General features: G+C 69.9%; 14 protein-coding genes. 9 read left to right on the top strand and 5 right to left on the bottom strand.

What is annotated here, in order from left to right; all coding sequences use genetic code 11:
• The first annotated feature begins 97 nt into the window (after positions 1 to 97).
• Positions 98 to 784, top strand: a complete 687-nt coding sequence (locus QGN30_RS08160; RefSeq protein ID WP_008259670.1) for a TetR/AcrR family transcriptional regulator — start codon at positions 98 to 100, stop codon at positions 782 to 784.
• On the opposite strand, the gene QGN30_RS08155 is transcribed toward QGN30_RS08160, so the two are convergent.
• Positions 781 to 1,047: a DUF3107 domain-containing protein gene (locus QGN30_RS08155; protein WP_036389938.1), complete on the bottom strand. Its 267-nt coding sequence runs from the start codon at positions 1,045 to 1,047 to the stop codon at positions 781 to 783. The two genes, QGN30_RS08160 and QGN30_RS08155, sit on opposite strands and share 4 nt — an antisense overlap.
• A 219-nt stretch (positions 1,048 to 1,266) precedes the next feature.
• Here QGN30_RS08155 and QGN30_RS08150 point away from each other — a divergent pair, with 219 nt between their 5' ends.
• Positions 1,267 to 1,974, top strand: coding sequence for an MmpS family transport accessory protein (locus QGN30_RS08150; protein WP_014712237.1), 708 nt, complete (start codon positions 1,267 to 1,269; stop codon positions 1,972 to 1,974).
• A gap of 12 nt (positions 1,975 to 1,986) precedes the next feature.
• Here the strand turns inward: QGN30_RS08150 and QGN30_RS08145 are convergent, their stop codons facing one another.
• Positions 1,987 to 2,694 (bottom strand): ferritin-like fold-containing protein, encoded by a 708-nt coding sequence (locus QGN30_RS08145; RefSeq protein WP_026071232.1) that lies wholly within the window; start codon positions 2,692 to 2,694, stop codon positions 1,987 to 1,989.
• Positions 2,695 to 2,973: 279 nt separating this feature from the next.
• Here QGN30_RS08145 and QGN30_RS08140 point away from each other — a divergent pair, with 279 nt between their 5' ends.
• Positions 2,974 to 4,503 (top strand): DEAD/DEAH box helicase, encoded by a 1,530-nt coding sequence (locus QGN30_RS08140; protein WP_038537330.1) that lies wholly within the window; start codon positions 2,974 to 2,976, stop codon positions 4,501 to 4,503.
• 16 nt (positions 4,504 to 4,519) lie between these two features.
• Positions 4,520 to 5,746 carry an Rv3212 family protein gene (locus QGN30_RS08135; RefSeq protein ID WP_038537333.1) on the top strand — a complete coding sequence of 409 codons (1,227 nt, stop codon included), beginning with the start codon at positions 4,520 to 4,522 and terminating at the stop codon, positions 5,744 to 5,746.
• Positions 5,747 to 5,978: 232 nt separating this feature from the next.
• Here the strand turns inward: QGN30_RS08135 and QGN30_RS08130 are convergent, their stop codons facing one another.
• Positions 5,979 to 6,779, bottom strand: coding sequence for a ParA family protein (locus QGN30_RS08130; RefSeq protein ID WP_009956179.1), 801 nt, complete (start codon positions 6,777 to 6,779; stop codon positions 5,979 to 5,981).
• Between the two features lie 113 nt (positions 6,780 to 6,892).
• Here QGN30_RS08130 and QGN30_RS08125 point away from each other — a divergent pair, with 113 nt between their 5' ends.
• From QGN30_RS08125 to QGN30_RS08115, 3 genes are read left to right on the top strand one after another with little or no spacing between them, the layout of a single operon-like run.
• Positions 6,893 to 7,483, top strand: a complete 591-nt coding sequence (locus QGN30_RS08125; protein ID WP_014383165.1) for an acid phosphatase — start codon at positions 6,893 to 6,895, stop codon at positions 7,481 to 7,483.
• Complete coding sequence (locus tag QGN30_RS08120) at positions 7,480 to 8,577, top strand: isochorismate synthase (protein ID WP_014383166.1); 1,098 nt, start codon at positions 7,480 to 7,482, stop codon at positions 8,575 to 8,577. The genes QGN30_RS08125 and QGN30_RS08120 overlap by 4 nt, the downstream gene beginning before the upstream one ends.
• On the top strand, positions 8,574 to 9,056 hold the full coding sequence (locus tag QGN30_RS08115; protein WP_038537336.1) for a GNAT family N-acetyltransferase: 483 nt from the start codon (positions 8,574 to 8,576) through the stop codon (positions 9,054 to 9,056). The genes QGN30_RS08120 and QGN30_RS08115 overlap by 4 nt, the downstream gene beginning before the upstream one ends.
• Here QGN30_RS08115 and QGN30_RS08110 read toward each other — a convergent pair.
• Positions 9,008 to 9,439 (bottom strand): hypothetical protein, encoded by a 432-nt coding sequence (locus tag QGN30_RS08110; RefSeq protein ID WP_014380927.1) that lies wholly within the window; start codon positions 9,437 to 9,439, stop codon positions 9,008 to 9,010. The genes QGN30_RS08115 and QGN30_RS08110 overlap by 49 nt on opposite strands.
• A gap of 141 nt (positions 9,440 to 9,580) precedes the next feature.
• Between QGN30_RS08110 and QGN30_RS08105 the strand changes: the two genes are divergently transcribed.
• Together QGN30_RS08105 and whiB1 are read left to right on the top strand one after the other, a co-directional pair.
• Positions 9,581 to 10,546 (top strand): diacylglycerol/lipid kinase family protein, encoded by a 966-nt coding sequence (locus QGN30_RS08105; RefSeq protein ID WP_248923212.1) that lies wholly within the window; start codon positions 9,581 to 9,583, stop codon positions 10,544 to 10,546.
• Positions 10,547 to 10,826: 280 nt separating this feature from the next.
• Positions 10,827 to 11,081, top strand: coding sequence for a transcriptional regulator WhiB1 (gene whiB1, locus QGN30_RS08100; protein WP_003874607.1), 255 nt, complete (start codon positions 10,827 to 10,829; stop codon positions 11,079 to 11,081).
• 60 nt (positions 11,082 to 11,141) lie between these two features.
• Here whiB1 and QGN30_RS08095 read toward each other — a convergent pair whose 3' ends face one another.
• A complete protein-coding gene (locus QGN30_RS08095) occupies positions 11,142 to 12,641 on the bottom strand; it encodes a sensor histidine kinase (protein ID WP_038537339.1) in 1,500 nt (499 codons plus the stop codon).
• Positions 12,642 to 12,690 lie beyond the last annotated feature (49 nt).

Genomic DNA, 12,690 nt, shown 5'->3' with positions numbered 1-12,690 from the left:
GCTCCAACCCCGCGGGTAGTAAGGTCTTTTCAACGAGCTGCGAGCGGCTAGCCCCGGTGGACCGACGGCCGGCCGTCGACAATCAGATGAGGACTCGATGAGCGAACTCGCCAAGATGCCGGCACGGCGTGCCGTCAGATCGGCTGACCGCGGCCGGCCGGCGGACGGCGCCGCGGCCCCCAACCGGCGGGGCAACCGGCTGCCCCGCGATGAGCGCCGCGGCCAGTTGCTCATCGTCGCCAGCGACGTCTTCGTCGACCGCGGCTACCACGCGGCCGGCATGGACGAGATCGCCGATCGCGCCGGGGTTAGCAAACCCGTTCTGTACCAACACTTTACGAGCAAGCTCGAGCTGTACCTCGCCGTGCTGGCGCGGCACGTGGAAAACCTGGTCTCCGGCGTCCAGCAGGCGTTGAGCACCACCAAGGACAACCGCCGGCGGTTGCACGCCGCGGTGCAGGCGTTCTTCGATTTCATCGAGCACGACAGCCAGGGCTACCGGCTGATCTTCGAAAACGACTACGTCACCGAGCCCGAGGTGGCCGCCCAGGTACGCGTGGCCACCGAATCCTGCATCGACGCGGTGTTCGCGTTGATCAGCGAGGATTCCGGGCTGGACCCGCACCGCGCGCGGATGATCGCCGTCGGGCTGGTCGGCATCAGCGTCGACTGCGCCAGGTACTGGCTCGACTCCGATCGCCCGATTTCGAAGGCGGACGCCGTCGAGGGCACCGTCCAGTTCGCCTGGGGCGGACTGTCACACGTGCCGCTGACCCGCTCCTAGCGTCCCTTGCCGGCATGTTTGCCGGCTTCGATTTCGGCACCGATCCCGAAGCCGACCCGCCGCGCGTCGGCGACGCCGATCTCGACGTAGGCGATCTTGCTGGTGTGGATCAGGAAGCGACGGCCCCGCTCGTCGCTCAGTCGCAGCAGCCCCGACCCCTCGCCGAGCGCGGCGCTGACCAGGTCTTCGACTTCGGCGGGTGTCTGGTCGCTGGCAAGGACCAACTCGCGCGGACTATCCGTGATCCCGATCTTGACCTCCACGGTCACCCCTTCCGTAGGCATTGAAGTCGTGCGCGGGCGGCGAAGTCCCAGCCCCGTCAGCAGCAGGCTAGTTGACGCGGCCGACCCCCACCTCGTCGCGTCCCCACACTTCGCGGTCAGCGAAACTTCGGTCGCGCGCCGATAACGATTCGCTTGCAGGTTGTCTCACACACCCGCGCGATACCCGATCCGCGCTTTCGCATGGCTAACTTCGGCCCCATGGGTACCACATTGCCGCACCTCGACGACCGGATCCGGAGCTACCCGGACGACGACGCTGACGACTGCGACACCGACCCCTACCTGAACGCCGACTACAACTGGACGGGCTGGCCGGCCGATTCACGCTGGCGACCCGCGACGGCGATCCTCGGCGCGGTGGTGGCCGTCGGCGCCATCGCCACCGCCGTCATCATCAACAGCGGCGACAGCGCGTCAACCAAGGCCACGCTGGGAGCGCCGGCCCCCCACCCGGTGACCTCGGCACCCGCGACCACCAAGGCGTCCGCGCCACCGAGCCCCTCGCGCGTGGCCCAGCTGCCGCCGGAGACCGTGACGACCGTCACCACACCGAGCGCCGCGCCCAGCACCCCGGCGGCCCAAACCCCCACGGCCGCACCGCCTCTCGCGCCCGCGCCGCCGACGGCCGCGCTGAACCCGCGCACCGTCGTCTACAGCGTGAGCGGGACCAAGCAGCTGCTGGACCTGGTGAACGTGGTCTACACCGACGCGCGGGGCGTCCCGCAGAGCGAGTTCAACGTCTCGCTGCCGTGGTCGAAGGTGGTGGTCCTCAATCCCGGCGTGCAGACCGAATCCGTGGTCGCGACCAGCTTCTACGGCCAGCTCAGCTGCTCGGTCTTCAACGCCGCCGGTCAGCGGATCATGGCGTCGGGCAGCCCGTCGAACATGGCGACCTGCTCGCGCTGAGTTTGACGGCCGTCAGCTCAGGCCCAACTCGTGCATGCGGCGGTCGTGCGTCTGCTGCAACCGATCGAAGAACGCGTTGAGCTGGCCCAGCCCGCCGGCGCCCGACATCACCAGGTCGACGAGCTCGTCGTGGTCGGCCAGCAGGTACTGGGCCTGGGTGATCGCCTCGCCGAACAGCCGACGGGACCACAGCGCGAGCCGGCTGCGCTGCTTGCCGCTGGACGTGACGGCGGCGCGCACCTCGGCGACGACGAACTGCGAGTGCCCGGTCTCGGCCAGCGCCCCCCGCACCACGTCGGCAACCTCGTCGGGCAGCCCGTCGGCGATCTCCAGGTACAAATCGGCGGCCAGGGCGTCACCGACATACGTCTTCACCAAGGCTTCCAGCCACGTGCTGGGCATCGTCAGGCGGTGGTAGTTCTCCAGCGCCGACACGTACTTCGACATCGCCGACACGACGTCGACGCCGCGGCTTTCCAGCGCGTCGCGCAGCTGCTCGTAGTGCTGCATCTCCGCGGCGGCCATGCTCGCCATCGAGATCCGTCCGCGCAGGTCAGGGGCCATCCGCGCCTCGTCGGTGAGCCGGTAGAACGCGGCGATCTCGCCGTAGGCCAAGACCGCGAACAACTCGTTGACCCCGGGGTGATCGGCCGACAATCGCGGGGCAGCCGACTCCTCCACTTGGTCGGTGGAAGAGGGCTGGTAAGAGGGCCGGGTCATGGCAACACTGTAGTCGGCGGAGTTGGCGCGAAACGGGTGCCGGAGCTCGACCAGCTATCATGTAGGTAGATGGCGGTGTTATTTGTGCCAAATGTTCTTCCCACGCCGCTATCGGCGAAATGTGCGTGCACAGCAGGCCCGCCCGGGCTGGGACCCCCAGACTGAGCCGGAGCCCGCGACTCGGCGACGTATTCGGAGTCGGAACTCGTGCGCGCGTGACCGCGACAGAGAAACACCCGACACAATCCGATACGTCTTCGAGAGGCTACCTACCCACGCATGACCACACTGACCAGCACAACTGAACTGACCTTTGCTCAACTCGGTGTCCGCGACGAAATCGTGCGCGCACTCGCCGAAAAGGGGATCGAAAGCCCTTTCGCCATCCAGGAACTGACCCTGCCGCTCGCGCTCGCCGGCGACGACCTGATCGGGCAGGCCCGCACCGGCATGGGCAAGACCTTCGCCTTCGGGGTGCCGCTGCTGCAGCGCATCACCTCAGACACCGCCGCGCGGCCGCTCAACGGAACACCCCGCGCGCTGATCGTGGTGCCTACCCGCGAGCTCTGCCTGCAGGTGACCGATGACCTGGCGCTGGCGGCCAAGCATTTGACCGCCGACGAAGGCCGCCGGCTCTCCGTCGTCCCCATTTACGGCGGCCGCCCCTACGAGGCGCAGATCGAGGCGCTGCGCGCCGGCGCCGACGTCGTGGTGGGCACCCCGGGCCGGCTGCTCGACCTGAGCCAGCAGGGCCACCTGCAGCTCGGTGGGCTCTCGGTGCTGGTGCTCGACGAGGCCGACGAGATGCTCGACCTCGGCTTTTTGCCCGACATCGAGCGCATCCTGCGGCAGATCCCCGTCGACCGGCAGTCGATGCTGTTCTCGGCGACCATGCCGGACCCGATCATCACGCTGGCCCGCACCTTCATGAACCAGCCCACCCACATCCGGGCCGAAGCGCCGCACTCGGCGGCCACCCACGACACCACCGTCCAGTACGCCTACCGGGCGCACGCCCTGGACAAGGTGGAGCTGGTCAGCCGGATCCTGCAGGCCGAGGGCCGCGGCGCCACGATGATCTTCACCCGCACCAAGCGCACCGCCCAGAAGGTCGCCGACGAGTTGGCCGAGCGCGGTTTCGCGGTGGGCGCCGTCCACGGCGACCTCGGACAGGTGGCACGCGAGAAGGCGCTCAAGGCTTTCCGGACCGGCGACATCGACGTGCTGGTGGCCACCGACGTGGCCGCGCGCGGCATCGATATCGATGACGTCACCCACGTCATCAACTACCAGATCCCCGAGGACGAGCAGGCGTACGTGCACCGCATCGGGCGCACCGGCCGCGCCGGCAAGACCGGCGTCGCCGTCACCCTGGTGGACTGGGACGAGCTCACCCGCTGGGCGCTGATCGATAAGGCGTTGGGGCTGGACAACCCCGAACCCGCCGAGACCTACTCCAGCTCGCCGCACCTGTACGACGAGCTGAGCATCCCCGCCGATGCCGGAGGCACCGTCGGTGCGGCCCGCAAGGCGCAGGGCGCGCGCCGCACCGGTGAGCGCGCCACCCAGAAGCCGGGACAGAAATCGGAGAAGACCGCGCGGCGGTCCGGGACGCGGCGGCGCACCCGCGGCGGCCAGCCGGTCAGCGCGCACCCGTCGGGCAACGGCGCCGCGAGCAGCAACGGTGATGCCGCCGCGGAAACGCCGGCCGGCTCCCCGCCGGGAAACGCCGGCTCCAGCCGTCGCCGCCGTCGGCGCCGCAAGCCGGCGGAAGCCGCCGCGGCGGCCCCCACCGCGCAAAACAACTAATTTTCCGCGCCCACGCATGGTCAGACCCGAGCGCCGGACCAAGCGCGACATCCTGGCCGCCGCGACCATCGCGGTCGTCGTCGCGGTGACGGCGGCCCTCATCTGGTGGACCAGCGACGCGCGGGCGACCAGCAGCCGCCCGGCCGCCGTCCCGGCGCCCAACCCGAGCCCGGCCCGGCAGGTTCCCGCCGGCCTGAAACAACTGTGGACCGCCTCCAGTCCGGCCACCACCGAGCCGGTGGTGGTGGGCGGGGTGGTCGTCACCGGTGCGGGCGTGCGGATCGACGGGCGCGACGCCGGCACGGGCCAGTCCCGCTGGAGCTACGCCCGCGACACCAGCCTCTGCGGAGTCTCGTGGCTGTACCGCTACGCCGTCGGGGTCTACCGCGACGACCGCGGCTGCGGGCAGGTGAGCACCCTGGACGGCTCCACCGGTCGCCGCGGCCCCGCCCGCAGTGGCTACGCCGACCCGCGGGTGCGGCTCTCCTCCGACGGCATGACCGTCTTGTCGGTCGGTGACACCCGCCTGGAGCTGTGGCGCTCGGACATGGTCCGGATGGTGGCCTACGGCGAGACCGACGCCCGGGTGAAGCCGTCGTCGCGAGGGCTGCACTCCGGCTGCAGGCTGATCTCGGCCGCGGCCAGCTCGTCCGCGGTCTCGGTGCTGGAGAGCTGCGCGAATCAGGCCGACCTGCGCCTGGTGCTGCTCCGGCCGGGCAAGGACGACGACGAACCCCAGCAACACGTCGTGGCCGAGCCGGGGATCGCGCCCGATTCGGGTGCCCGGGTGCTGGCAGTCCGGGACACCACCACCGCGGTGTACCTGCCGGCGCCCCAGCCCCGGGTGGACGTGATCGACGAAACCGGCGCCACCGTGGCGAGCACCCTGCTGCCCAAGCCGCCGTCGCGCTCGGCGGCGGTCTCGCACGCCGGCAGCCTGATGACCTGGTGGACCGGCGATTCGCTGATGGTTTTCGACGTGAACACCCTGGCGCTGCGCTACACCATCGCCGCGGGTGACAAGACGGCGCCGCTGGGGCCGGGGGTGATGATGGCGGGCCGGCTGCTGGTGCCCGTCACCGGCGCGATCGGCGTCTACGACCCGGTCAGCGGGACCGGCGAACAATACATTCCGGTCGACCGTGCGGCCAATCCCCCGCCACCCGGGAGGGCGGTGGTCCCGGCCGTGTCGGGGTCGCGGGTGTTCGAGCAGCGCGGCGACACCGTGGTCGCCCTGGGCTGAGCGTTCGGGGCGGCGACGGCCGCCCGGGCGTCTTAGCCCATCGGGCCGCGACGGCCGTCGCCCGAGTTAGCCCGTCGGGCAGCCCAGGGCCCGTCGAGTGTGAATCGTTGGCTTTCGGTGTGAATCTGCGGCGGCGACACGCCGATCGGGCGCGCCGCCAGTTCACACTCAAAGCCGTCAGTTCACACTCAAGATTGCGGCTCGGCGCTGAGCGCCGGGCGGGCGATCGCCGCTAGACCTCGACCGCGAACGTCGGCAGCGGCTTGCCGTTCTTCCAATGCCTGAGCAGCGCCGTCGCCAACTCGCCGTACGCCGACGCGCCCTTGTTCTTGCGGCCCGCCATCACCGACGAACCCGAGGCGCTGGCCTCGGCGAAACGCACCGTGCGCGGAATCGGCGGGGCCAGCACCGGCAGGCTATAGCGGTCGGCGACATCGAGCAGCACGTCGCGGGTGTGGGTGGTGCGCGAGTCGTACAGCGTCGGCAACGCGCCGAGCAGGCGCAGCTCCGGATTGGTGATCTGCTGGACATCGGCGACCGTCCGCAGGAATTGGCCCACACCGCGATGCGCGAGCGTCTCGCACTGCAGCGGCACGATGACCTCGTCGGCGGCCGTCAGCCCGTTGAGGGTCAGCACACCCAGCGACGGCGGACAGTCGATGATCACCACGTCGAACCGGTCTGCGAGTTTGGCCAGCGCTCGCTTGAGCGCGTATTCGCGCCCCGCCCGCATCAGCAGCATCGCCTCGGCGCCCGCCAGGTCAATGTTGGCCGGTAGCAGCGTCATTCCCTCGGCCGTCTCAACCAGCGCGGCGTTGGGCTCGACCTCACCGAGCAATACCTCGTGCACGGAGACCGGGAGTTTGTCCGGGTCTTGGCCCAGCGAGAAGGTCAGGCAGCCCTGCGGGTCGAGGTCGACCAGCAGGACCCGCTTCTTCTCCTCCACCATCGCCGCCCCCAGCGAGGCAACGGTGGTCGTCTTGGCGACGCCACCCTTCTGGTTGGCCACCGCCAATACCCGGGTCCTACTCACTGGCCGCCCGCCCCTCCGCATCGCCGCGCGCTCACAGTGCCATCCTGGCATGTTCGTCCACCATGCGCTCGGGCCCGGCAGCCACCGCATGTCGTCCGGCAGAATCATTCTCTATGGGCTTGCATGATCACCGTTTGGTGCTGCTGCGCCACGGCGAGACCGAGTGGTCGAAGTCTGGCCAGCACACCGGCCGCACCGAGGTCGAGCTGACCGACGCCGGCCGTGAACAGGCCCAGCTGGCCGCCGGGGTGCTGGGCGAGCTCAAACTTGTTGACCCACTGGTGATCAGCAGCCCACGGCGACGCTCGCTGGTCACCGCCGAGCTGGCCGGGTTGTCCGTCGACGACGTGACCGAACAGCTCGCCGAGTGGGACTACGGCTCGTATGAGGGCCTGACCACCGAACAGATCCGGGAGTCGGTGCCCGACTGGCTGGTGTGGACGCACGGATGTCCGGGCGGCGAGAGCGTCGCGCAGGTCAGCGAGCGCGCCGACGCGGCGGTCACGACGGCGCTGCGGCACATGGAGTCGCGCGACGTGGTCTTCGTCAGCCACGGCCACTTCTCGCGCGCGGTGATCACCCGCTGGGTCGAACTTCCGCTGGTCGAGGGCAGTCGCTTCGGCATGATCACCGCGTCGATCGCGGTCTGCGGGTTCGAGCACGGGGTGCGACAGCTGCGGGCGCTCGGGTTGACCGGCCAGTGAACCGCGAACCACCGTTCGCGCTGTGCGGGCCGACCCGAACCCTGATCGCCGACGGCGTGTCGCGGCGCTACTGCGACGTGGGCGCGGCGCAGGCGGCGCTGCGGTCGAATCAGGCGCCGATTGTGTTGGGCGCGTTGCCTTTTGACCTCAGCAGCCCGGCCGCGTTGCTGACGCCGCGCGCCGTCGACGTCACCCACGGGCTCCCGGACTGGCCGACGGGCCCGCTGCCGCCGGTGCGGGTGGCCGCGGCGCTTCCGCCGCCGGGTGACTACCGCGACCGGGTCCGCCGCGCCCGCGATCAGCTCGCCGCAGCCGACAACCCGCTGCGCAAGGTGGTCTTGGCCCGCGCCTTGGAGCTGGCGGCCGATGCCCCCATGGATGCGCGGGCCGTCCTGCGCCGGCTCGTGGCCGCGGACCCGGCGGCCTACGGCTACCTCGTCGATCTGAGCGCCGCCGGCGACGGCTACGCGGGCGTGGCCTTGGTGGGCGCCAGCCCCGAACTCCTGGTGGCGCGCAGCGGCGACCGCGTCGAGTGCCGGCCGTTCGCGGGGTCGGCCCCGCGGGCCGCCGATCCGGATGCCGACGCCGCCAACGGCGCCGCGCTGGCCGCCTCGGCCAAGAACCGGCACGAGCATCAGCTGGTGATCGAGACCATCCGGGCGGCCCTGCAGCCGTTGTGCGACGACCTGTCGATCGCCGCCGAGCCGCAACTGAGCCGCACCGCCGCGGTCTGGCACCTGTGCACACCGATCAGCGGACGGCTTCGCGATACCTCAACGAGCGCAATCGATTTGGCGCTAGCGCTGCACCCCACCCCGGCTGTCGGAGGCGTCCCGACCGAAGCGGCGGTCCAGCTGATCGCCGAGCTGGAGGGCGACCGCGGGTTTTATGCGGGGGCGGTCGGCTGGTGCGACGCCGCCGGCGACGGCCGCTGGGTGGTGTCGCTGCGCTGCGCGCAGCTGTCGGCGGACCGGCGCAGCGCGCTCGCTCGCGCCGGCGGCGGTATCGTCGCCGAGTCCGATCCCGACGACGAAGTCGCCGAGACCACAACCAAATTCGCCACGATACTCAACGCACTAGAAGTCCAACGATGACCACAAACATCCGTCGCGCCGCGCCCCACGACGTCGCCGCCATCACCGAAATGATCCACGCGCTGGCCGAATTCGAGCACGCCGCCGATCAGTGCACGGTCACCGAAACACAAATATCCGCAGCGCTTTTCGGCGACCGCCCGACGGTGTACGGACACGTGGCGGAGGTGGACGGCGAGGTCGCGGCGATGGCGCTGTGGTTCGTCAACTTCTCCACCTGGGACGGCGTGGCGGGCATCTATCTGGAAGATCTGTTCGTGCGCCCGGGATTTCGCCGCCGCGGGCTGGCCCGGGCGCTGCTGGCGGCGCTGGCCAACGAATGCGTGCAGCGGGGCTACACCCGGTTGTCCTGGGCGGTGCTGAACTGGAACACCGACGCCATCACGCTCTACGACGGGATCGGCGGGGAACCGCAGAACGAATGGACCACCTACCGGCTGTCGGGGTCGCGGTTGGCGGGGCTGGCGGAGTCGCCCTGACCGCCGGCGGCCCAGCGCACCGCGGCCGGGCTGAACAGCAACCCCAACACGACCAGCGCGACAAGCCCCGCCGGGATCCCGTAGCCGGGCTGGTGTGATCCGACCGCGAGGTACCAGGCCACCGGCAGCAGGAGCAGCTGGGTGATCACGGCCAGGCCGCGGCCCCAGCGCTTGCCCAGCATCAGCGCGCGGCCCGCGGCGATCACCCCGGCGCCGACGAGGACGAACCAGCCGGCGGTGGCCAGACCGTTGGCCACGTGCTGGTCGGCCCCGGCGATCCCGCGCACCACCAGGACCACGGCCACGATCAGCGCGGCCATCCCCTGCACGGCGACGACGACGCCGGCGCGGCGGACGGCGGTCGGGGCGGATGGCGGCGTCACAGCGCCAGCGTAGTCAGGGCGGCGGCGCTCCTCCTCACGCCGCGCTGCGGCGTGCATCGTCGCACCGCCTAACCCGATTGCGGCGCTCCTCCTCACGCCGCGCTGCGGCGCGCATCGTCGCACCGCCTAAGCTCGTGCTTCATGCGGGCCGTGCTGATCGTCAACCCCACAGCCACTTCCACCACACCGGCCGGTCGCGATCTGCTGGCCCACGCCCTCAAGAGCCGGCTACAGCTCAGCGTCGAACACACCAACCACCGCGGGCACGGCACCGAGCTCGCGCAGAAGGCCGTCGCCGACGGCGTCGACCTCGTGGTCGTGCACGGCGGCGATGGCACGGTGAGCGGGGTGGTCAACGGTCTGCTCGGCCGTCCCGGCACGCTTCCGAGCGGCCCGGTGCCCGCGGTGGCCGTGGTGCCCGGCGGTTCGGCGAACGTGCTGGCGCGATCGCTGGGCATCACTGCGGATCCGGTCGCGGCCACCAACCAGCTCATCCAGTTGCTCGACGACTACCAGCGGCGCGGCACATGGCGCCGGATCGGCCTGATCGACTGCGGCGAGCGGTGGGCCGTGTTCAACACCGGCATGGGCGTCGACGCCGAGGTGGTGGCCGCGGTCGAGGCCGAACGCAGCAAAGGCGGCAAGGTCACCGCGTGGCGCTACATCCGCGCATCGGTGCCGGCCGTGTGGGCCTACACCCGCCGCGAGCCGATGCTGACGCTCGAACTTCCCGGCCGCGAACCCATCACCGGGGTGAGCTTCGCGTTCGTTTCCAACTCCAGCCCGTGGACGTTCGCCAACGAGCGGCCGGTGTGGACCAACCCCGGCTGCAGCTTCGAGTCGGGACTCGGGGTGTTCGCGCCGACCAACCTGAAGACGATCCCGACGCTGCGGATCGTCCGGCAGATGTTCGCAAAACGGCCCACGTTCAACTTCAAGCACCTCGTCACCGAGGACGACCTGCCGTGCGTGCGAGTTACCTCGACCGGGGGCCCCGTCGCCTGCCAGTTCGACGGGGATTACCTCGGCGTGCGCGAAACCATGACGTTCAAGTCGGTGCCCGACGCGCTTGCGGTGGCCGCCCCTCCTCAGCAAAAACGACGCTGACCTGCGGCAACGCGTGGCCTGTGGCGCACGCGACATAAACACGGACGGGGAGAGGCCCGTCAGTGTAGTACAACGGAGTAAGGGCTTGACTACGAGATGATCAAAGTGAGATAGCCCACGAGCGAACTCACACTATTGACATCTGTTGAGCCTGTGAAACGATCAAAAGGTTGCATGCAGAAATTACGTAGGGGTGCGGCCCCTTTTCTTCTGCACGCGTTTAACAGCCGAAGAAAATAGCCGTGCGCCTTGCTGCGCACTCAGTAAGGAGTAAAGACGTATGGATTGGCGCCACAAGGCGGTCTGTCGCGACGAAGACCCGGAGCTGTTCTTCCCGGTGGGGAACAGTGGTCCGGCGCTCGCGCAGATCGCTGACGCGAAACTGGTCTGTAATCGGTGCCCGGTGACGACAGAGTGCCTCGGCTGGGCCCTGAACACGGGCCAGGACTCGGGCGTCTGGGGCGGCATGAGCGAAGACGAGCGGCGTGCGCTGAAGCGTCGCAACGCCCGGACGAAAGCCCGCAGCGGGGTTTAACCCAGATAACGCAAAACGGTGCGGCCTCGACGATTGTCGGGGCCGCACTCTTGCGTGTGCCTATAGCAGCATTCGGGTCCGGCGACCGATCGGGACGCGCAGCACCACGTCGGTGCCGCGGGCCGGGGCCTGGGTCATCCCCAGGGTGCCGTCGAGTTCCGCCGACACCAGCGTCCGCACGATCTGCAGCCCGAGGCTGTCGGAGGTCTCGAGGCTGAAGCCGTCGGGCAGCCCCCGGCCGTCGTCATGCACGACAACATCCAGCCAGCGCGCGGAGCGCTCGGCCCGAATCGTCACCGACCCTTCCTCGACCGCCGGGTCGAAGGCGTGCTCGATCGCGTTTTGCACCAGCTCGGTGATCACCATAATCAGCGCCGTCGCGCGGTCCGAGTCCAGCACGCCCAGATCGCCGACCCGGTTGATGCGGATCGGCCGGTCCACCGAGGCCACGTCGTTCATGATCGGCAGAATCCGGTCGATGACCTCGTCGAGGTTGACCTGCTCGTCCACCGACATCGACAGCGCGTCGTGCACCAACGCGATCGACGACACCCGGCGCACCGACTCGATGAGCGCCTCCCGCCCCTCCGCGTTGGCCGTGCGGCGGGCCTGCAGGCGCAGCAGCGCCGCGACGGTCTGCAGGTTGTTCTTCACCCGGTGGTGGATTTCGCGAATGGTGGCGTCCTTGGAGATCAGGGCCCGGTCGCGGCGCTTGACCTCGGTGACGTCGCGGATCAGCACCGCCGCGCCGGCGCTGGCGCCGTCGACCACCAGCGGCAGCGTGCGCAGCAGCACGGTGGCTCCCCCGGCGTCGACCTCCATGCGCATGCTGCGCCCGCCGGCCACCAGATCCCGCACATGCTCGGCCACTTCCTGCGCCTCGAACGGATCCGAGATCAGCGGGCGCGTGACCTCGATGAGGTTGTGTCCCTCCAGGTCGGCGGTCAGGCCCATGCGGTGGTAGGCCGACAGCGCGTTGGGACTGGCGTAGTCGACGACGCCCTTGACGTCGAGGCGGATGAAGCCGTCGCCGACCCGGGGGGTGGAGCGCGACATCACGACGTCCCCCGCGTCGGGAAAGGTGCCCTCGGCGAGCATGTGGACGAGGTCGCCGGCGCACTGCCGGTAGGCGATCTCCAACTGGCCGGACGCGCGGTCGGCGGCCACCGCGGTCTGATGATGCGTGAGCACGGCGACCACCTGGCCGCCGTAGCGCACCGGGGACGCCTCGACGTGCGTGCCCGGCAACCACGAATTCTCTTGATCCGCAACGTCATCCCTCTTGGCGGTGCCCGACGCGAAGGTGTCGGCGACGAGGGACAGCCGCTCGGAGGCGATGGCGGTGCCCACCGCATCGGTCTGTAGCACCGTGGGCGCGGTATTGGGGCGGCATTGCGCCACGCACACCAGCACGCCGTCGTCGCGACGCACCCACATCAGGTAGTCGGCGAACGACAGGTCGGCCAGCAGCTGCCACTCCCCTACCACCGCGTGCAGATGGTCGACCGCGTTGCCCGGCAGCATGGTGTGTTCGGCGAGCAGATCACCGAGAGTTGACATCGCTTACTCCCCGGGTCGTTCCCCGGCGGCTGGTCGAAGGGCCCGACCG

It is taken from the genome of Mycobacterium sp. 3-98, assembly GCF_035918355.1.
In the GTDB taxonomy this organism is placed as follows: Bacteria; Actinomycetota; Actinomycetes; order Mycobacteriales; family Mycobacteriaceae; genus Mycobacterium; species Mycobacterium intracellulare.
The sequence above is the reverse complement of the archived record's forward strand: the minus strand, read 5'-3'. Positions and strand labels throughout refer to the sequence as shown.